Origin of the sequence: Pseudomonas sp. N-137, from assembly GCF_034555295.1 — a bacterium.
GTDB lineage: Bacteria > Pseudomonadota > Gammaproteobacteria > Pseudomonadales > Pseudomonadaceae > Aquipseudomonas > Aquipseudomonas rhizophila.
Map to the genome: position 1 here is coordinate 133,356 of NZ_JAXUDQ010000019.1, position 18,823 is coordinate 152,178.

An 18,823-nucleotide genomic window follows, 5' to 3' on the forward strand; every position below is an offset into this window, starting at 1 on the left:
GATCAGAGGGCAGGTGGATGTCAGAGATAGTCGTCAATCTTCCGTTCCAGCGGGAGGAATACGCCCAGCGCCTGGCGAAGGTCCGTGTGGCCATGCAGGTTCAGGGCCTGGAGCTGTTGCTGGTCACCGATCCGTCGAACATGGCCTGGCTCACCGGCTACGACGGTTGGTCGTTCTACGTACACCAGTGCGTGCTGCTGGCTCTGGACGGCGAGCCCGTGTGGTTCGGTCGCGGCCAGGATGCCAACGGTGCCAAACGCACGGTGTTCATGCAGGCCGAGAATATCGTCGGCTACCCGGACATCTACGTGCAGTCGCGCGAACGCCATCCCATGGACTACCTGTCCCGGGAAGTGATCAGCGCTCGTGGCTGGGGCGCGCTGACCATCGGCGTGGAGATGGACAACTACTACTTCAGCGCCGCCGCATACCTGTCGCTGCAAAAACATTTGCCGCAGGCCAAACTGGTGGACGCGGTGGGCCTGGTGAACTGGCAGCGGGCGGTCAAGTCCCCCCAGGAAATCGCCTACATGCGCATCGCCGCGCGCATCGTCGAGAACATGCACGGTCGGATTCTGGAGCGGATCGAACCGGGTATGCGCAAGAACGAACTGGTGGCCGAGATCTACAGCAGCGGCATCCTTGGGGCCGATGGTCATGGCGGCGATTACCCGGCCATCGTGCCCTTGCTGCCCACTGGTGCCGACGCCAGCGCGCCGCACCTGACCTGGGACGACTCGCCGTTCGAGAAGGGCGCCGGGACTTTTTTCGAGATTGCCGGTTGCTACAAGCGTTACCACTGCCCGCTGTCACGCACCATCTACCTGGGCAAGCCGCCGCAGCATTTTCTCGACGGCGAAAAAGCCGTGGTCGAGGGCATCGCCGCCGGCCTGGACGCGGCCAAGCCGGGCAACACCACGGGCGACATCGCCGTGGCGTTTTTCAAAGTGCTGGAGAAGTTCGGCATCCACAAGGACAGCCGTTGCGGCTACCCGATCGGTATCAGTTACCCACCGGATTGGGGCGAGCGCACCATGAGCCTGCGCCCCGGCGACACCAGCGTGTTGCAGCCGGGCATGACGTTCCACTTCATGCCCGGATTGTGGATGGACGATTGGGGCCTGGAAATCACTGAAAGCATCCTGATCACCGAAACCGGCGTCGAGACGCTGTGCAACGTGCCTCGTCAATTGTTCGTGAAGGATTGAGCCATGACTGACTTGCCTGCCAATCCCATCAGCGCCACGGTCGATTTCACCCGCGAGGGCGTACAGCACGGTTTCCTCAAACTGCCGTACTCGCGAGACGATTCGGCCTGGGGCGCGGTGATGATTCCTATCACCGTGATCCAGCGCGGCAGCGGCCCGACGGCGTTGCTCAGTGGTGGCAACCACGGCGATGAGTACGAAGGCCCGGTAGCCCTGAGCAAGCTGGCACAACGGTTGACCGCGCAAGAGGTGAGCGGAAGGGTGATTATCGTGCCGTTCATGAACACCCCGGCGTTCCATGCCGCACGCCGGACTTCGCCCATCGACAAGGGCAATCTCAACCGCAGTTTTCCCGGCAAGCCGGACGGTACCGTCACCGAGAAAATCGCCGATTACTTCAACCGTACATTGCTGCCTTTGGCCGACATCGTCCTGGACATCCACTCCGGTGGCCGGACCCTGGACTTCCTGCCGTTCGCCGCCTGCCACGTGTTGCCGGACAAGCAGCAACAGGTCCGTTGCGAGGCGGGGATGCTGGCGTTCAATGCGCCGTATTGCATGCGCATGCTGGAACTGGACGCCGGGGCGATGTACGACACTGCCGCCGAATCCCAGGGCAAGGTGTTTGTCACCACCGAACTGGGCGGTGGCGGCTCATCGACGGCCCGCAGCGTGGCGATTGCCGAGCGCGGCGTACGCAATCTGCTGATCCACGCCGGCATCCTGCGCGGCGAAATCGAGCTACAGCCATCGATGATGCTCGACATGCCCGATGCCAGTTGCTTCATCGCCAGCGAACACGACGGCTTGCTGGAAATGTGCCGCGACCTGGGGGAACACGTGACTCAGGGTGAGGTGGTGGCGCGTATCTACGACGCCACCCGCAGCGGCGTTGCCCCCGTTGAATACCGCGCCGCCCGCAGCGGGCTGCTGGCGGCCCGACACTTTCCGGGGCTGGTGCAGTGTGGCGATACCTTGGCAGTGATTGCGGATGTGTTGGCGTGAGTCGGGTTGGGCACTGAACTTGTGGCGAGGGGATTTATCCCCGCTGGGTTGCGCAGCGACCCTACAACCTGACACTTCGGTATGGCAGACAGATTGAGTCAGTAACTTGGGGGCTGCTTCGCAGCCCAGCGGGGATAAATCCCCTCGCCACAATTGATGTATGCCTTGAGTTTTTAATCACCGGGAGCCCGGCCCATGCACAAGCTCGACCGCTATGACCTCAAGATCCTGCAGATCCTCGCCGAGGATGGACGGATCACCAAGTCGAGTCTGGCCGAGGCGATCAACCTTTCGGTGACGCCGGCCTGGGAGCGGGTGCGCAAGCTGGAAGTGGCAGGGTTGATCACCGGCTATCGGGCGCAGATCGACTGGGGCGCGGTGTTCAAGCGTCAACAGGTGCTAGTGGAAATCACCCTGGCCCGACACACCGCCCAGGACATGCGTCGCTTCGAGCAGCGCATGGCCACCGCCCCGCAAGTCGCGTTCTGTTACGCCACCGGCGGCGGGGTGGATTACCTGGCGATGATCCAGTCTCCGGATATCGATCACTACCAGCGCTTTGTCGATCAACTGCTACTCGAAGACCTCGGCATCGAGCGCTATTTCACCTACATCGTCACCAAAACCATCAAGACCGGCGGCGCCTTGCCGGCGGAGTTGGCACCGTCAACCTGAGCACCGCAGAAATCACTTTTACAGCCCCTTGTTTCAGAAAAAACCAAACAATGGCCCACGGCAAACACCCGATTATCCAAGTGCCGCTGCCCTAGCATGGTTTCACGCACACGGTCTGGAGTGAACGTCATGACTTATCAACATCCGCTGCTGTTCAAAGCGCTTTGCTACATCGACGGCCAGTGGGTCCACAGCGACAGCGGCCAGAGCATTGCCGTGCACAATCCCGCCACCCGCACGGTGATCGGCCATGTGCCGATGCTCGATCAGCCGCAGATTGTCGCGGCGGTGGACGCGGCCCAGCAAGCATTCCCCGCGTGGCGTGAACAGAGCCTGGATGCCCGGGGCGAGATTCTACGACGCTGGGCGGCGTTGATCGTCGAACACAGTGAAGACCTGGCGCGCATCCTCAGCCTGGAGCAGGGCAAATCCCTGGCCGAATCCCGCGGCGAAATCGCCTATGCCGCAAGCTTCATTCCCTGGTTCGCCGAAGAAGCCCGGCGCTTGTACGGGCAGAATATCCCCAGCCACATTCCCAACGCCCACCTGGGCACCCTCAAGGAACCGGTGGGCGTCTGCGCGCTGCTCACGCCGTGGAATTTTCCGTCGGCGATGATCACCCGCAAGGCCGCCGCTGCCCTGGCTGCCGGTTGCACCGTGGTCATCAAACCGGCCCACGAAACGCCGTACTCGGCTTTGGCCTTGGCGCAATTGGCCGAGGAGGCGGGTTTTCCTGCCGGGGTCTTCAACGTGGTGTTGGGTGAGCCGCAGATGACCATGGAAACCCTGGTCAAGGATCGCCGTGTCCGCTCAGTGAGTTTCACCGGCTCGACTCGGGTCGGCAAACTGGTGCTGCAAGCCGCCGCCCATGATGTGAAGAAAGTCGCCTTGGAGTTGGGCGGCAACGCGCCGTTCATTGTCTGCGCCGATGCTGACCTGGCGCTGGCGGTAAAAGTCGCCGTGGAGGCGAAGTTCCAGACCTCGGGCCAGGATTGCTGCGCGGCGAACCGGATCATGGTCCAGCGCCCGGTTTATCAGGCGTTCCTCAGCCGTTTCGCCGCGGCGGTTCGGGCGTTGCGGGTCGGCCCGGCCATGGTCGATCAGCAGGAGCAGGATGTGGATATTGGCCCGTTGATGCACCAGGCGGCATTCGACGTAACTGCCGACCGGGTCGCCGATGCGCTGGCCCTTGGCGCCCAGCGCCTGGTCGGTGGCGAAGCCCATGCCTTGGGCGGGTTGTTCTACCAGCCAACGGTGCTGGCCGATGTCACGCCGCAAATGCGTATCTACCGCGAAGAAAATTTCGCGCCCATCGCCGGGGTGATGCCGTTCGACACCCTGGATGAAGCCATCGAAATGGCCAACGACACCGAATACGGTCTGGCAGCCTATATTTGCTCCAACCGCCTGGACCTCATTTATCCACTGATTCGCCGTCTCGACCACGCCATGGTCGCGGTCAACGGCGTCAAGTTCACCGGCCATCCGATCCCCTTCGGTGGCATGAAAGCCTCGGGCCTTGGTCGCGAGGGTGGCAGCGAGGGCTTCGAGCCCTTCGTCGAAACCAAATACTTTTGCCTGCACCATCAAGGCCAGTTCCCAGGAGAATCCGCATGAGCCAGGAATTCAACACGCTGTTCGAACAAGACCGTGCGCATTTCATGCACCCCTCGACCCACGCCCACGACCACGCCAGCGGTGCGCTCAAGGGCCGGATCATCAAGAGCGCAGCGGGCATCCGCATTCGCGACCATGAAGGCCGTGACTTCATCGACGCCTTTGCCGGCCTCTACTGCGTGAACATCGGCTACGGCCGCACCGAAGTGGCCGATGCCATCTACAAGCAGGCCAAGGAACTGGCCTACTACCACACCTACGTCGGCCACTCGAGCGAGGCGATCATCGAACTGTCCAGTCGCATCATGGACTGGGCACCGGAAGGGATGAAAAAGGTCTACTACGGCCTGTCCGGTTCCGATGCCAACGAAACCCAGGTCAAACTGGTGCGTTACTACAACAACGTGCTGGGCCGGCCGCAGAAGAAGAAAATCATCTCTCGCGATCGTGGCTACCATGGTTCGGGCATCATGACCGGCAGCCTGACTGGGCTGGCGACCTTCCACCAGCATTTCGACCTGCCGGTGGAAGGGGTCAAGCACACCGTGTGCCCCCATTGGTATCGCAAGGCCCCGGCGGGCATGGACGAAGGCACGTTCGTACGCTACTGCGCCGATGAGCTGGAAAAAATGATCCTGGCTGAAGGGCCGGACACCGTGGCGGCGTTCATTGGTGAGCCTTTGATGGGCACGGGCGGGATCATTGTTCCGCCGGCCGGTTATTGGGACGCGATCCAGGCGGTGCTGAAAAAGTACGACGTGTTGTTGATTGCCGATGAAGTGGTCTGCGCCTTCGGTCGCCTGGGCTCGAAGATGGGCAGCCAGCGCTACGGTATGAAGCCGGACCTGATCACCACCGCCAAAGGCCTGACCAGCGCGTATGCACCGTTGTCGGCGGTGATCATCGGGGAAAAGGTCTGGAGTGTGATTGAAAAAGCCTCCCAGACCGAAGGCGCCATGGGGCATGGCTGGACCTATTCAGGGCATCCGATCTGCGCGGCGGCGGCACTGGCCAACCTCGACATTCTCGAGCGGGAAAACCTCACCGCCAACGCCGAGGATGTCGGCGGCTACCTGAACCGCCGGCTGCGTGAAAGCCTCGAAGGCCATCCGCTGGTGGGTGAAGTGCGCGGTGATGGCATGCTTGCGGCGGTGGAGTTCATGGCTGATCGCGAGCAGCGCAGCGCTTTTGATCCGGCGCTGAAAGTCGGCCCCAGGGTCTCGGCCGCTTGCCTGGAACGCGGCATGATCGCCCGCGCCATGCCCCACGGCGACATCCTGGGCTTCGCCCCGCCGCTGATCCTGACCCGCGAAGAGGCGGACCTGATCGTCGACATCACCAAAGGGGCTATCGATCAGGTGGCGGGTGAAGTGTTGGGGTGAGGGCAGGGTGGCGCAGAACCTGTGACACCAGCTCCCACAGGAGATGGGTGCGGGCACAGACTTTGTGAACACCCCAATCAAAACTGTGGGAGCGAGCCTGCTCGCGAAAGCGGTGTGTCTGAAACGGTGATGCTGGATGTGCCGCCGACATCGCGAGCAGGCTCGCTCCCACAAGGCGTCGGAGTCAAAAAAAGCCCGCCCGATCATGCGATCGGGCGGGCTTTTGGGTGTCGCTTGGAGATTACTTCTTCAAACCGTAATGCTCATCGAGCATGCCGGGTGAATTGGGGGCCTTGGGGGCGTAGTCCCGGGGCGGTTCCTGGACCTCTTTTGGCGGGGTCAGGCGTTCCCGAGGCGTCTGCGCCGCATCAGCGTGCAGGGCGGCCAGCAGGCGTTGGCGAGTCTGCTCGTCGAGGGCCAGGCGATTGGCACCCTCGGACAAATGATCCTGGACGTCCTGGTAGCTCTGAGTGAGTTTTTTCACCAGAGAAGCGGTGCTGTTGAAGTGAGTGACCACTTCATTCTGATAACTGTCGAAACGTTCCTGAATGTCGTCCAGCTGACGTTGCGTGCTGTTAGGCACCGCATTGGGCAGCAGTCGGGCAAGCAGGAATCCAATGGCGACACCGGCAACCAGGGCAAGAGTCGGCAACAGCCAAACTAAGAGCGAGTGTTCCACGAGTCCTTCCTCTATAAACGGCTTTGCTTTACGTTAACGGCTCGGACCTGCGCTGTATACCGCGAAGAACATCGCAATCATGCCAGGCACAGACTTTTAGCTAGACGAGTCGACCCTATTCGGGGTCACGGAGTTCTTTCCCTTGCTTATGCGCGAAACCCCTGTAGTCATTGATGGCCCCGTGGGCCAACTGGAAGCCTTGTACCTGGACAGCGAAGCGCCCCGTGGCCTGGCGCTGATCTGCCACCCCAACCCGGTGCAGGGCGGGACCATGCTCAACAAAGTCGTCTCGACCTTGCAACGCACTGCCCGTGATGCTGGCCTGGTTACGTTGCGTTTCAATTATCGCGGGGTCGGCGCCAGTGCCGGCAGCCATGACATGGGCACCGGCGAAGTCGACGACGCCCAGGCTGCAGCCGATTGGTTGCGGGAAAAATACCCGCAACTGCCGCTCACCCTGTTCGGTTTCTCGTTTGGCGGCTTCGTTGCCGCAAGCCTTGGCGGACGTCTGGAAGCCCAGGGCCAGCCACCCAAGCACCTGTTCATGGTGGCCCCGGCGGTGATGCGCCTGGACGCGCAATCGCCCTTGCCGATGAGCGGCGAGTTGACCGTGATCCAGCCGGAAACCGACGAAGTGGTCGACCCCCAGCTGGTTTACCAATGGTCGGACACGCTCCCGCGCCCCCATGAGCTGCTGAAAGTGGCAGAATGCGGGCACTTTTTCCATGGCAAGCTGACCGATCTCAAGGATCTGCTCCTGCCGCGCCTCTCGAATTGACAGCAGTCTGACAAGCGATAACCCATGACGACTCGTACCCGCATCCTGACCGGCATCACCACCACCGGCACCCCGCACCTGGGCAACTACGCCGGCGCTATCCGTCCGGCGATCCTCGCCAGCCGCGACAGCAACGCCGATTCGTTCTATTTCCTGGCCGACTACCACGCCTTGATCAAATGCGATGACCCGCTGCGCATCCAGCGCTCGCGCCTGGAAATCGCAGCGACCTGGCTTGCCGGTGGCCTGGATGTGGACCGCGTGACCTTCTATCGCCAGTCCGACATTCCCGAAATTCCGGAACTGACCTGGCTGCTGACCTGCGTCGCCGCCAAGGGGCTGCTCAATCGCGCCCACGCCTACAAGGCGTCGGTGGACAAAAACGTCGAGGCCGGCGAAGACCCGGACGCCGGCATCACCATGGGGCTGTACAGCTACCCGGTGCTGATGGCCGCGGACATCCTGATGTTCAACGCCCACAAGGTGCCGGTCGGTCGCGACCAGATCCAGCACGTGGAAATGGCCCGCGACATCGGCCAGCGCTTCAACCATCTGTTCGGCCAGGGCAAGGAGTTTTTCACCATGCCCGAGGCGCTGATCGAGGAGAGCGTCGCCACCCTGCCGGGCCTTGATGGCCGCAAGATGTCCAAGAGCTACGACAACACCATCCCGTTGTTCAGCAGCGCCAAGGACATGAAGGACGCGATCTCGCGGATCGTCACCGACTCCCGCGCACCGGGCGAAGCCAAGGATCCGGACAACTCCCACCTGTTCACCTTGTTCCAGGCCTTCGCCACGCCAGCGCAGTCCGACGAGTTCCGCAGCGAACTGCTGCAGGGCCTGGGTTGGGGCGAAGCCAAGAACCGCCTGTTCCAATTGCTCGACAGTGAACTGGGCGAGTCCCGCGAACGTTATCACCAGTTGATCGAACGCCCGGCGGACCTTGAAGACATCCTGCAACTGGGTGCGAAAAAAGCCCGGGCCGTGGCCACACCGTTCCTCAACGAACTGCGCGAAGCCGTCGGCCTGCGTTCGTTTGTCAGCCAGGTTCAGGTGGCGACCAGCACGAAAAAGAAAGTGGCCAAAGCCGCACGTTTTGTGAGCTTTCGCGAAGACGACGGCAGTTTCCGCTTCCGTCTGCTGGCCGCCGATGGCGAGCAATTGGTGTTGTCGCGCAATTTTGCCGATGGCAAGACCGCGGGCCAGGTCACCAAGCAACTGCAAGCCGGCCAGCCACTGGACGTGCGCAGCGACGAGCTGAGCTTCAGTGTCTGGCTTGACGGCGCCTGTGTGGCCGACAGTCCGGCCTTTGCGGACAGCGCCGCTCGGGATGCTGCCATCGAGGCTTTGCGCGTGGCCCTGACGCCAGTTCAGGACTGAACCGGGGCTATTCCGACCATCGGCTCGAATAAGGGCCGATTGCCATTCCCGCGGGCCGTCGCTACAGTGACGGCCCGTTTTTGTTGCCTTGCTAACGAATATGACGCCCCTAGAACGATATCAAGCTGATCTGAAACGCCCGGAGTTCTTCCACGACGCAGCCCAGGAAACGGCAGTGCGGCATTTGCAGCGCCTGTACGACGATCTGGTCGCCGCGTCGAACAACAAGCCGGGCTTGTTGGGCAAACTGTTCGGCAAGAAGGATCAGGTCCCGGTCAAGGGCCTGTATTTCTGGGGCGGTGTCGGCCGTGGTAAAACCTACCTGGTCGACACCTTCTTCGAGGCGTTGCCGTTCAAGGAGAAGACACGGACGCACTTCCACCGCTTCATGAAGCGTGTGCATGAAGAAATGAAGACGCTGGGCGGCGAGAAGAACCCGCTGACCATCATCGCCAAGCGGTTCTCCGACGAGACGCGGGTGATCTGCTTCGATGAGTTTTTCGTTTCCGACATCACCGACGCCATGATTCTCGGCACCTTGATGGAGGAGTTGTTCAAGAACGGCGTGACTTTGGTCGCCACCTCGAACATCGTGCCGGACGGCCTTTACAAGGACGGCCTGCAACGCGCGCGCTTCCTGCCGGCCATTGCGCTGATAAAGGAACACACCGACATCGTCAACGTCGACAGCGGGGTGGACTATCGCCTGCGTCACCTGGAGCAGGCGGAGCTGTTTCACTTCCCCCTGGACGCCGCGGCTGAAGAAAGCCTGCGCAAGAGCTTCCGGGCCCTGACGCCGGAATGCACCCAGGCGGTCGAAAATGATGTGTTGGTCATCGAGAATCGCCAGATCCGCGCCGTGCGGACCTGCGATGACGTGGCCTGGTTCGACTTTCGTGAACTGTGCGATGGCCCTCGTAGCCAGAACGACTACATCGAGCTGGGCAAGATCTTCCACGCGGTACTGCTCAGCAACGTGGAGCAAATGAGCGTCACCACCGACGACATTGCCCGCCGGTTCATCAACATGGTCGACGAGTTCTACGACCGTAACGTGAAGCTGATCATTTCGGCCGAAGTCGAACTCAAGGATCTCTACACCGGCGGTCGCCTGACCTTTGAGTTCCAGCGAACCTTGAGTCGTTTGCTGGAAATGCAATCACACGAATTCCTGGCGCGGGCGCATAAGCCGTAATCCGGTTCGGATAAAAAAAGGCCTGCAATTGCAGGCCTTTTTTGCGCGTGCGAGCTCAACGGCGCACCGCATAACCCTGTGGGAGCGAGCAGGCTCGCTCCCACATTGGACTGTATTCAACCCTTGATTCACGCCGCCTGCTGAAATTGCTGTCGATACTGGTTCGGCGATAACTCGGTATGTTGGCGGAACAGCCGTGCGAAGAAGCTCGCATCGTCGTAGCCGACTTCATAGCTGATGGTCTTGATGCTTTTGCGGCTGCCGGACAACAAGCCCTTGGCGGTTTCTATACGCAGCCGTTGCAGGTAATGCAGCGGTTTGTCCCCCGTGGCGGTCTGGAAGCGGCGCATGAAGTTGCGGATGCTCATACCGTGCTCCCGAGCGACGTCCTCAAAGCGGAACTTGTCGGCGAAGTGTTCTTCGAGCCAGTGCTGGATCTGCAGGATGATCACATCCTGATGCAGTTTCTGGCCCCCGAAACCGATTCTTCCCGGTGAGTAGCTGCGCTGCACTTCATAGAGAATGTCTCGTGCCACGGCCTGGGCCACGTTGGCGCCGCAGAACCGTTCGATGAGGTAGATATAGAGGTCGCAGGCCGAGGTCGTGCCGCCGGCGCAGAACAGGTTGTCGGCGTCGGTCAGGTGCTTGTCCTGGTTGAGGTGGACCTGGGGGAAGCGCTCCTTGAAGGCGTTGAAGAACCGCCAGTACGTGGTGGCTTCCTTGCCATCGAGCAGCCCGGCCTCGGCCAGCCAGAACACCCCGGTCGCCTCGCCGCAGAGCACTGCGCCACGGGCATGCTGTTCCCGCAGCCAGGGCAGGACCTGCGGGTAACGTTGGCAGAGGGTGGCGAAATCATCCCAAAAAGCCGGGAGGATGATCACATCGGTATTTTCCAGGCCGCCGTCCACCGGCATGATCACGTCGCTGAAGCTGTTCACCGGTTTGCCGTCGGGACTGACCAGCCGGGTTTCGAACGCCGGTGTCAGGCCGTGGCCCAGTTGTTTGCCGTAGCGCAGGCTGGCCAGGTGGAAAAAATCCTTGGCTTGCATGAGGGTGGAAGCGAAAACCCGGTCGATAGCCAGGATGCTGACGCGCCGCAAAGGCGTGGAGACGTGTTTGGACATAATTGATCTTTATTTTTATAGGGGAAAGTGGTCACCAGACGGCTGGATCGTCTTATTTTTTGTCGGATGTGTCCAGTGTCCTGTCATCCCCCGCAGGCTTAGGCTCTGTTGGATAACCCCATCGAACAATAATGCAAAGGTGCGCCATGATCCCCAGAACCCTGTTCAGTTCCGAGCACGAACTGTTTCGCGACAGCGTACGAACCTTCCTCGAAAAAGAAGCGGTGCCGTACCACAGTCAGTGGGAAAAACAGGGGCATGTGGATCGTCAGTTGTGGAACAAGGCGGGGGAGGCGGGGATGTTGTGCTCGCATCTGCCAGAGGCTTATGGCGGGCTGGATGCCGATTTTCTCTACAGCACCGTGGTGATTGAAGAAATTGGAAGGCTGGGGCTGACGGGCATCGGCTTCTCGCTGCACTCCGACATCGTTGCACCCTACATCCTGCACTACGGCAGCGAAGCGCTGAAACACAAGTACCTGCCCAAACTGGTGTCTGGTGAGATGGTCACGGCCATCGCTATGACCGAGCCGGGCGCCGGTTCCGACCTGCAAGGCGTGAAGACCACGGCGGTGCTGGAGGGTGATGAGTACATCATCAACGGCTCGAAGACCTTTATCACCAACGGCTTTCTGGCCGATCTGGTGATCGTGGTTGCCAAGACCGATCCGAAAGCAGGCGCCAAGGGCACCAGTCTGTTCCTGGTGGAAGCGGGCACACCTGGCTTCGAAAAAGGCAAGCGGCTGGAGAAGGTCGGGATGAAGGCTCAGGACACTTCGGAGCTGTTCTTCCAGGATGTTCGCGTACCCAAGGAAAACCTGCTGGGGCAGGCCGGGATGGGCTTTGCCTACCTGATGCAGGAACTGCCCCAGGAACGCCTGACGGTGGCTATTGGCGGCCTGGCGTCGGCCGAAGCGGCGCTGCAATGGACGCTGGACTACACCCGCGAGCGCAAGGCTTTTGGTAAATCCATCGCGGACTTCCAGAACACCCGGTTCAAACTGGCGGAAATGGCGACCGAGATCCAGATCGGTCGGGTCTTCGTCGACCGCTGCCTGGAACTGCATCTGCAAGGCAAGCTCGACGTGCCGACGGCGGCGATGGCCAAGTACTGGGGCACCGACCTGCAGTGCAAGGTGCTCGACGAATGCGTGCAGTTGCATGGCGGCTACGGGTTCATGTGGGAATACCCGGTCGCCCGGGCGTGGGCCGACGCGCGGGTGCAGCGCATCTATGCCGGGACCAATGAAATCATGAAGGAAATTATTGCGCGGTCGCTTTGATGTCGTAGTGACTGTTAGACCGCTATCGCGAGCAGGCTCGCTCCCACATGGGCTCTGTGTCGATCACAATGTTGTGGTCAGACATAAATCCAATGTGGGAGCGAGCCTGCTCGCGATGGGGGGCTATGAACTGATCAAGGCGCCGGGTTCGGCTGATCCTTGTGAATCGCCTCGATCCCCGCCAGCACTTCATCGGACAGCTTCAGGTCGAAGCTGGCGATGTTGCTGTCCAGTTGCTCCAGCGTGGTGGCGCCAATGATGTTGCTGGTCACGAATGGTTGTCGGGTAACGAAGGCCAGGGCCATCTGTGCCGGGTCCAGGCCGTGTTCCCGCGCCAGGGCCACATAACGACTGCATGCGGCTTCCGATTGTGGATTGAAATAGCGCATGAAGCGGCTGTAGAGCGTCAGGCGGCCCTTGGCTGGCCGTGCGCCGCCTTCATACTTGCCCGACAGGAAACCGAACGCTAATGGCGAGTAAGCCAGCAGGCCACACTGTTCGCGGATGGCGATTTCCGAAAGCCCGATCTCGAAACTGCGGTTGAGCAGGTTGTAGGGGTTCTGGATCGACACTGCCCGCGGCCAGCCACGGGCCTCGGCCAGGGCGAGGAACTTCATGGTGCCCCACGGCGTTTCGTTGGACAGGCCGATGTGGCGGATCTTGCCGGCCCGGACCTGCTCGTCCAGGGCCTCGAGGGTTTCCTCCAGCGGGGTGAAATCTTCGTCGGCCTTGTGCTGGTAGCCCAACTGGCCGAAGAAATTGGTGCTGCGTTCCGGCCAGTGCAGTTGGTAGAGATCGATCCAGTCGGTCTGCAGGCGCTTGAGGCTGGCGTCCACCGCTTCGACGATATGGCGGCGGTTGTGCTTGAGGTTTTTGTCGCGGATGTAGTCGATGGTGTTGCCGGGGCCCGCGATCTTGCTCGCCAGGATCCAGTCGGCACGGTCGCCGCGGCTCTTGAAATAATTGCCGATGTAGCGCTCGGTGGTGGCGTAGGTCTCGGCCTTGGGCGGTACCGGATACATCTCGGCGGTGTCGATGAAATTGATCCCGGCACCCTTGGCGCGTTCGATCTGGGCGAAGGCCTCGGCCTCGCTGTTCTGCTCACCCCAGGTCATGGTTCCGAGGCACAGGGCGCTCACGTTTAGATCGGTACGGCCTAGCTGGCGATAATCCATCGGGAACTCCTTGGGCAAAACAATCATAAAAGCAGGTTGAATTATTTTTCGCAATCTGCATAATTGCGCACCTCTTTCTGCAGTGGAAGTGATGCGCCGCCGCCGAAGAATCTTGCCGTTGAACGGACGCGCCGACCCGAGCCCCCGAAAGCGTCTGTATCCGGCTGCCTTTGACTTGTCAAAGTACGCACTATTCAGTAAGATCCGCCGTCTAATTTACAGGGCGGCCCCTGAGGCTATAAAGAATGAAAACTTTTACTGCTAAACCGGAAACAGTAAAGCGCGACTGGTTTGTCGTCGACGCTGCTGGTCAGACCCTGGGTCGTCTGGCCACCGAAATCGCGAGCCGTCTGCGTGGCAAGCACAAGCCTGAGTACACCCCTCACGTCGACACCGGTGACTACATCGTCGTCATCAACGCTGAGCAAGTACGTGTTACTGGCGCTAAAACCACTGACAAAATGTACTACTCCCACTCCGGTTTTCCTGGCGGCATCAAGTCGATCAACTTCGAAAAGCTGATCGCCAAAGCCCCTGAGCGCGTGATCGAGACCGCGGTTAAAGGCATGCTGCCTAAAAACCCACTGGGTCGCGACATGTATCGTAAGCTGAAGGTTTATGCGGGCGCTGCTCACCCTCATACTGCTCAGCAGCCCCAAGAACTGAAGTTTTAACGGAATAGTTCATTATGTCGGCGACTCAAAATTACGGCACTGGCCGTCGCAAGACTGCAACCGCACGCGTTTTCCTGCGTCCGGGCACTGGTAACATCTCCATCAACAACCGCTCCCTGGATAACTTCTTCGGCCGCGAAACTGCCCGCATGGTAGTTCGTCAGCCGCTGGAACTGACCGAGACCGTCGAAAAATTCGACATCTACGTCACTGTTATCGGTGGTGGTGTAAGTGGTCAAGCTGGCGCAATCCGCCACGGCATCACTCGCGCACTGATGGATTACGACGAAACTCTGCGCGGTGCACTGCGCAAAGCCGGCTTCGTAACTCGCGATGCTCGTGAAGTTGAACGTAAGAAAGTCGGTCTGCGTAAAGCGCGTAAGCGTCCGCAGTACTCGAAGCGTTAATTTCGCTTTCGCGTTCAAAAGGCGCCCAGTTCCTCACGGAGCTGGGCGTTTTTTTATGCGCGAAAGATTTATGCTGTGACAACTTGCCACATCCGTGAAGCCCCTATACTACAAGGCTTGGCGGTTGGGTCGCTTGGTAATTACCTTGTCAGAACTGGGGCTTTTCATTACCATTCGGCAAAATTTTTATAAGTTCAGATTTTTACTTAGTAGACGCCTGATTTAACAGGCCACAAAGCTGATGGGAGAGGACTGAATGAGCAATGACGGCGTGAATGCAGGCCGGCGTCGCTTCCTGGTAGCAGCCACATCCGTGGTGGGTGCTGCAGGAGCGGTGGGGGCTGCGGTCCCGTTCGTGGGGTCATGGTTTCCCAGTGCCAAGGCGAAAGCCGCAGGTGCACCGGTGAAAGTGGATGTCAGCAAGATCGAGCCAGGCCAGCAGATGATTGCTGAGTGGCGCGGTCAGCCGGTGTTCATCGTCCGCCGTACAGAGGAAATCCTGGGGAATCTGAAAAAGATCGAGGGCCAGTTGTCTGACCCTACCTCCAAGAACTCGACGCAACCGACCTATGTCGATCCGGAGACACGCTCGATCAAGCCGCAAGTCCTGCTGCTGATCGGGATTTGTACGCACCTGGGTTGCTCGCCAACGTTCCGTCCTGAGGTAGCCCCTGCCGACTTGGGCAAGGACTGGGTCGGTGGTTATTTCTGCCCTTGCCACGGCTCCCATTACGACCTGGCGGGTCGCGTCTACAAATCGCAGCCTGCACCTCTGAACCTGCCAGTTCCCCCGCATTCCTATGAGACCGACGACATCATTGTCGTTGGCGTCGATACGGAGACAGCGTGATGAGCAAATTCATGGATTGGGTTGATGCGCGCTTTCCCGCGACCAAAATGTGGGAAGACCATCTCAGCAAGTATTACGCTCCGAAAAACTTCAACTTCTTCTACTTCTTTGGCTCCCTGGCATTGCTCGTTCTGGTCAACCAGATCGTCACCGGTGTCTGGCTGACCATGAGTTACACCCCTTCGGCGGAAGAAGCGTTTGCCTCCGTCGAATACATCATGCGTGACGTCGAGTACGGCTCGATCCTGCGTCTGCTGCACTCCACCGGCGCTTCGGCGTTCTTCATCGTGGTTTACCTGCATATGTTCCGTGGTCTGCTCTACGGTTCGTATCAGAAGCCTCGTGAGCTGGTGTGGGTCTTCGGCATGCTGATCTACCTGGCGCTCATGGCGGAAGCCTTCATGGGCTATCTGCTGCCGTGGGGTCAGATGTCCTACTGGGGCGCCCAGGTGATCATCTCGCTGTTCGGTGCAATCCCGGTCATCGGTGATGACCTGACCCAGTGGATTCGTGGTGACTACCTGATCTCGGGCATTACCCTGAACCGCTTCTTCGCCTTGCATGTGGTGGCCTTGCCGATCGTGATCCTCGGTCTGGTGGTGCTGCACATCCTGGCGCTGCACGAAGTCGGCTCGAACAACCCCGATGGCGTGGACATCAAGAAGTACAAGGACGAAAACGGTGTACCGCTGGACGGCATCGCCTTCCACCCGTACTACACCGTCAAAGATATCGTCGGCGTGGTGGTGTTCCTGTTCATCTTCTGCTCCATCGTGTTCTTCTTCCCTGAGATGGGTGGTTACTTCCTCGAGAAGCCTAACTTCGAGCAGGCGAACGCCTTCAAGACCCCTGAGCACATTGCTCCGGTCTGGTACTTCACACCGTTCTACGCGATTTTGCGGGCGGTTCCGGACAAGCTGCTGGGCGTCATCGCCATGGGTGCAGCGATCGCCGTGCTGTTCGTCCTGCCGTGGCTGGACCGCAGTCCGGTCAAGTCGATGCGCTACAAAGGCTGGCTGAGCAAAATCTGGCTCTGGGTGTTCTGCATCTCGTTCGTGATCCTGGGTGTGCTGGGCGTACTCGCTCCAACGCCGGGCCGGACGCTGCTGTCGCAGGTCTGCACCTTCCTGTACTTCGCCTACTTCATTCTGATGCCGTTCTACACCAGGCTCGAGAAGACCAAACCGGTTCCGGAAAGGGTGACTGGCTGATGAAAAAGCTATTTTCTGTACTGATTCTTGCTGCTATGCCTGTACTGTCCTTTGCGTCCGCATCCGGTGGTCCTGAGCTGGAAAAAGTCGACATTGACGTTTCCGACAAAGCTGCCATGCAGGATGGCGCGCGTACGTTCGCCAACTACTGCATGGGCTGCCACAGCGCCAAGTTCCAGCGTTACGAGCGCGTAGCTGATGACCTGGGCATTCCCCATGAGTTGATGCTCGAGAAGCTGGTGTTCACTGGCGCCAAGCTGGGCGATCACATGAACATCGGCATGCAGCCGGCAGACGCCAAGACCTGGTTCGGGGCTGCACCGCCCGACTTGACCCTGGTGGCACGCGTGCGTGGCACCGACTGGCTCTACGGTTACCTGCGTTCGTTCTATGAAGATCCTGCGCGTCCTTGGGGCGTGAACAACAAGGTCTTCCCGAACGTCGGCATGCCAAACGTTCTGGTCGGCCTGCAGGGTCGCCAGGTGGTAGGCTGCAAACAGGTTCAAATCGTCGAGGACGGCAAGAAGCAATACGATCCGCTGACCGGCACCGCTTTGACTCACGAAGCCTGCGACCAGTTGACCGTGTTGCCGAACACCGGCAGCCTGACTGAAGAGCAGTTCGACGAGAAGGTCAAGAATCTGGTGACCTTCCTGGCCTACTCGGCCAACCCGGTGAAGCTGGAGCATCAGCGCATCGGTACTTATGTGTTGCTGTATTTGGCGTTCTTCTTCGTATTCGCTTACCTGCTCAAGCGCGAATACTGGAAAGACGTGCATTGATAAAGCTGTAAACCGTTGCTGTTAATCGTGCGCGCCCAAGGGCGTCTCTGGATGTAACGAACCTGGTCCGCCGGGTGTTACGGGAGGCGCCCTTTGGGCGCGCTCGTTTTTCCGTTTTTCGATAATTTCAACAAGCGAGGAGGATCGCCATGGGCGTGACCAATCGGTTGGCCTGTTACTCCGACCCCGCCGACCACTACTCCCACCGGGTACGCATCGTACTGGCAGAGAAGGGTGTCAGCGCCGAGATCATTTACGTCGAAGCGGGCCGTCAGCCGCCGAAGCTGATCGAAGTGAACCCTTACGGCAGCCTGCCCACACTGGTCGATCGTGACCTGGCATTGTGGGAGTCGACAGTGGTGATGGAATACCTGGATGAGCGTTATCCGCATCCGCCTTTACTGCCGGTATATCCTGTTGCGCGGGCCAACAGCCGTTTGCTGATCCATCGCATCCAGCGTGACTGGTGCGGGTTGGTGGACCTGATCCTGGATTCACGAACCAAAGAACCTGCGCGGGTCGTGGCGCGCAAAGAATTGCGTGAAAGCCTGACTGGCGTATCGCCGCTGTTCATCGACAAGCCATTCTTCCTCAGTGAGGAACAAAGCCTGGTGGATTGCTGCCTATTGCCAATACTCTGGCGTTTGCCGATTCTGGGTATTGAACTGCCGCGGCCTGCCAAGCCGTTGCTTGATTATATGGAGCGCCAATTTGCGCGTGAGGCATTCCAGGCGAGTCTGTCTGGTGTCGAACGTGACATGCGCTAAGGCTTAGGGAGCCGCTATGAACTCCAGTCGACCTTATCTGGTCCGCGCGCTCTATGAGTGGATTGTGGACAACGATTGCACCCCGCACATGCTGGTCAACGCCGAGTATCCATCGGTGCAGGTGCCGCAGGGTTTTGCCAACGATGGGCAAATTGTCTTGAACGTATCACCGGCCGCTGTGCGTCACCTGCACATGGACAATGACGCGGTCAGTTTCGAGGGACGCTTCGGGGGTGTGCCACACACCCTGTACGTGCCTATCGCCTCGATCCTGGGGATTTATGCCCGGGAGAATGGTCAGGGTATGGTGTTCGAGCTGGAATCGCCGTTGGATGGCGAAGAAGAGTTCGAGGCTGATGATGACCTGCCGCCACCGGATGACGAGCCGCCGCGTCCTAGCGGGCGGCCTAGTTTGAAAGTGGTGAAATAGCTGGCAGATATGTGCCACAAGGCCATGTAGCCACAGGTTGTGTGAAGGCCTGGCAAGTTGGTTTAGAGAATGCCTGTGTCGCGAGATGCGGGCATTAATGAGATGGTCACCCCCACACCCTGCGAGGGCTACGCTTTCGCAGGGTGTTTTGTTTTCGGAGGCCATCATTATGAGCGAGTCAGCGCTGATCGGGATCGATCT

19 protein-coding genes are annotated in these 18,823 nt (G+C 59.8%); 16 read left to right on the plus strand and 3 right to left on the minus strand.

All coding sequences use genetic code 11. The annotated features are described in order from the left end of the window. Nucleotides 1-17: 17 nt before the first annotated feature. From doeA to T3A99_RS17010, 5 genes are all read left to right on the plus strand, one after another. Nucleotides 18-1,208 (plus strand): ectoine hydrolase DoeA, encoded by a 1,191-nt coding sequence (gene doeA / locus T3A99_RS16990; RefSeq protein WP_047228586.1) that lies wholly within the window; start codon nucleotides 18-20, stop codon nucleotides 1,206-1,208. A 3-nt stretch (nucleotides 1,209-1,211) separates the two neighbouring features. Then, entirely contained in the window at nucleotides 1,212-2,213 is a 1,002-nt protein-coding gene (doeB, locus tag T3A99_RS16995; protein WP_322834590.1) for a N(2)-acetyl-L-2,4-diaminobutanoate deacetylase DoeB, read from the plus strand. A 195-nt stretch (nucleotides 2,214-2,408) separates the two neighbouring features. Beyond that, nucleotides 2,409-2,888: an Lrp/AsnC family transcriptional regulator gene (locus T3A99_RS17000; RefSeq protein WP_281459856.1), complete on the plus strand. Its 480-nt coding sequence runs from the start codon at nucleotides 2,409-2,411 to the stop codon at nucleotides 2,886-2,888. 129 nt (nucleotides 2,889-3,017) lie between these two features. After that, nucleotides 3,018-4,505: an NAD-dependent succinate-semialdehyde dehydrogenase gene (locus T3A99_RS17005; protein ID WP_076383600.1), complete on the plus strand. Its 1,488-nt coding sequence runs from the start codon at nucleotides 3,018-3,020 to the stop codon at nucleotides 4,503-4,505. Beyond that, the gene (locus tag T3A99_RS17010) at nucleotides 4,502-5,887 is read left to right on the plus strand and encodes an aspartate aminotransferase family protein (RefSeq protein WP_107321904.1); all 1,386 of its coding nucleotides are present in this window, start codon (nucleotides 4,502-4,504) and stop codon (nucleotides 5,885-5,887) included. The genes T3A99_RS17005 and T3A99_RS17010 overlap by 4 nt, the downstream gene beginning before the upstream one ends. Before the next feature lie 241 nt (nucleotides 5,888-6,128). Here the strand turns inward: T3A99_RS17010 and T3A99_RS17015 are convergent, their stop codons facing one another. Further along, nucleotides 6,129-6,566, minus strand: a complete 438-nt coding sequence (locus T3A99_RS17015; RefSeq protein ID WP_047228581.1) for a YhcB family protein — start codon at nucleotides 6,564-6,566, stop codon at nucleotides 6,129-6,131. Between the two features lie 148 nt (nucleotides 6,567-6,714). On the opposite strand from T3A99_RS17015, the gene T3A99_RS17020 reads away from it, so the two are divergent. The 3 genes from T3A99_RS17020 (at nucleotide 6,715) to zapE (ending at nucleotide 9,919) form a co-directional block, all read left to right on the plus strand. After that, on the plus strand, nucleotides 6,715-7,344 hold the full coding sequence (locus T3A99_RS17020; protein WP_274090092.1) for an alpha/beta hydrolase: 630 nt from the start codon (nucleotides 6,715-6,717) through the stop codon (nucleotides 7,342-7,344). A 24-nt stretch (nucleotides 7,345-7,368) separates the two neighbouring features. Beyond that, nucleotides 7,369-8,724 carry a tryptophan--tRNA ligase gene (locus T3A99_RS17025; RefSeq protein WP_047228579.1) on the plus strand — a complete coding sequence of 452 codons (1,356 nt, stop codon included), beginning with the start codon at nucleotides 7,369-7,371 and terminating at the stop codon, nucleotides 8,722-8,724. A gap of 100 nt (nucleotides 8,725-8,824) precedes the next feature. Beyond that, complete coding sequence (gene zapE, locus T3A99_RS17030) at nucleotides 8,825-9,919, plus strand: cell division protein ZapE (protein WP_047228578.1); 1,095 nt, start codon at nucleotides 8,825-8,827, stop codon at nucleotides 9,917-9,919. Nucleotides 9,920-10,047: 128 nt separating this feature from the next. Here the strand turns inward: zapE and T3A99_RS17035 are convergent, their stop codons facing one another. Beyond that, nucleotides 10,048-10,944 carry a GlxA family transcriptional regulator gene (locus T3A99_RS17035; RefSeq protein WP_188251021.1) on the minus strand — a complete coding sequence of 299 codons (897 nt, stop codon included), beginning with the start codon at nucleotides 10,942-10,944 and terminating at the stop codon, nucleotides 10,048-10,050. A gap of 245 nt (nucleotides 10,945-11,189) precedes the next feature. On the opposite strand from T3A99_RS17035, the gene T3A99_RS17040 reads away from it, so the two are divergent. Further along, nucleotides 11,190-12,326 carry an acyl-CoA dehydrogenase family protein gene (locus T3A99_RS17040; protein WP_047228576.1) on the plus strand — a complete coding sequence of 379 codons (1,137 nt, stop codon included), beginning with the start codon at nucleotides 11,190-11,192 and terminating at the stop codon, nucleotides 12,324-12,326. Between the two features lie 134 nt (nucleotides 12,327-12,460). On the opposite strand, the gene T3A99_RS17045 is transcribed toward T3A99_RS17040, so the two are convergent. Continuing rightward, nucleotides 12,461-13,501, minus strand: coding sequence for an NADP(H)-dependent aldo-keto reductase (locus tag T3A99_RS17045; RefSeq protein ID WP_047228575.1), 1,041 nt, complete (start codon nucleotides 13,499-13,501; stop codon nucleotides 12,461-12,463). A gap of 245 nt (nucleotides 13,502-13,746) precedes the next feature. Between T3A99_RS17045 and rplM the strand changes: the two genes are divergently transcribed. The 7 genes from rplM (at nucleotide 13,747) to T3A99_RS17080 (ending at nucleotide 18,622) form a co-directional block, all read left to right on the plus strand. Next, a complete protein-coding gene (rplM, locus tag T3A99_RS17050; protein ID WP_003205365.1) occupies nucleotides 13,747-14,175 on the plus strand; it encodes a 50S ribosomal protein L13 in 429 nt (142 codons plus the stop codon). 14 nt (nucleotides 14,176-14,189) lie between these two features. Then, nucleotides 14,190-14,582, plus strand: a complete 393-nt coding sequence (gene rpsI / locus T3A99_RS17055) for a 30S ribosomal protein S9 (RefSeq protein WP_003205364.1) — start codon at nucleotides 14,190-14,192, stop codon at nucleotides 14,580-14,582. A 256-nt stretch (nucleotides 14,583-14,838) separates the two neighbouring features. Further along, complete coding sequence (gene petA / locus T3A99_RS17060; protein ID WP_047228574.1) at nucleotides 14,839-15,432, plus strand: ubiquinol-cytochrome c reductase iron-sulfur subunit; 594 nt, start codon at nucleotides 14,839-14,841, stop codon at nucleotides 15,430-15,432. Further along, a complete protein-coding gene (locus tag T3A99_RS17065) occupies nucleotides 15,432-16,643 on the plus strand; it encodes a cytochrome b (protein ID WP_047228573.1) in 1,212 nt (403 codons plus the stop codon). The genes petA and T3A99_RS17065 overlap by 1 nt, the downstream gene beginning before the upstream one ends. After that, nucleotides 16,643-17,425 (plus strand): cytochrome c1, encoded by a 783-nt coding sequence (locus T3A99_RS17070; RefSeq protein ID WP_047228572.1) that lies wholly within the window; start codon nucleotides 16,643-16,645, stop codon nucleotides 17,423-17,425. The genes T3A99_RS17065 and T3A99_RS17070 overlap by 1 nt, the downstream gene beginning before the upstream one ends. A gap of 149 nt (nucleotides 17,426-17,574) precedes the next feature. Further along, nucleotides 17,575-18,192, plus strand: a complete 618-nt coding sequence (locus tag T3A99_RS17075; protein WP_047228571.1) for a glutathione S-transferase N-terminal domain-containing protein — start codon at nucleotides 17,575-17,577, stop codon at nucleotides 18,190-18,192. Nucleotides 18,193-18,208: 16 nt separating this feature from the next. Further along, nucleotides 18,209-18,622, plus strand: a complete 414-nt coding sequence (locus T3A99_RS17080) for a ClpXP protease specificity-enhancing factor (RefSeq protein ID WP_047228570.1) — start codon at nucleotides 18,209-18,211, stop codon at nucleotides 18,620-18,622. Nucleotides 18,623-18,823 lie beyond the last annotated feature (201 nt).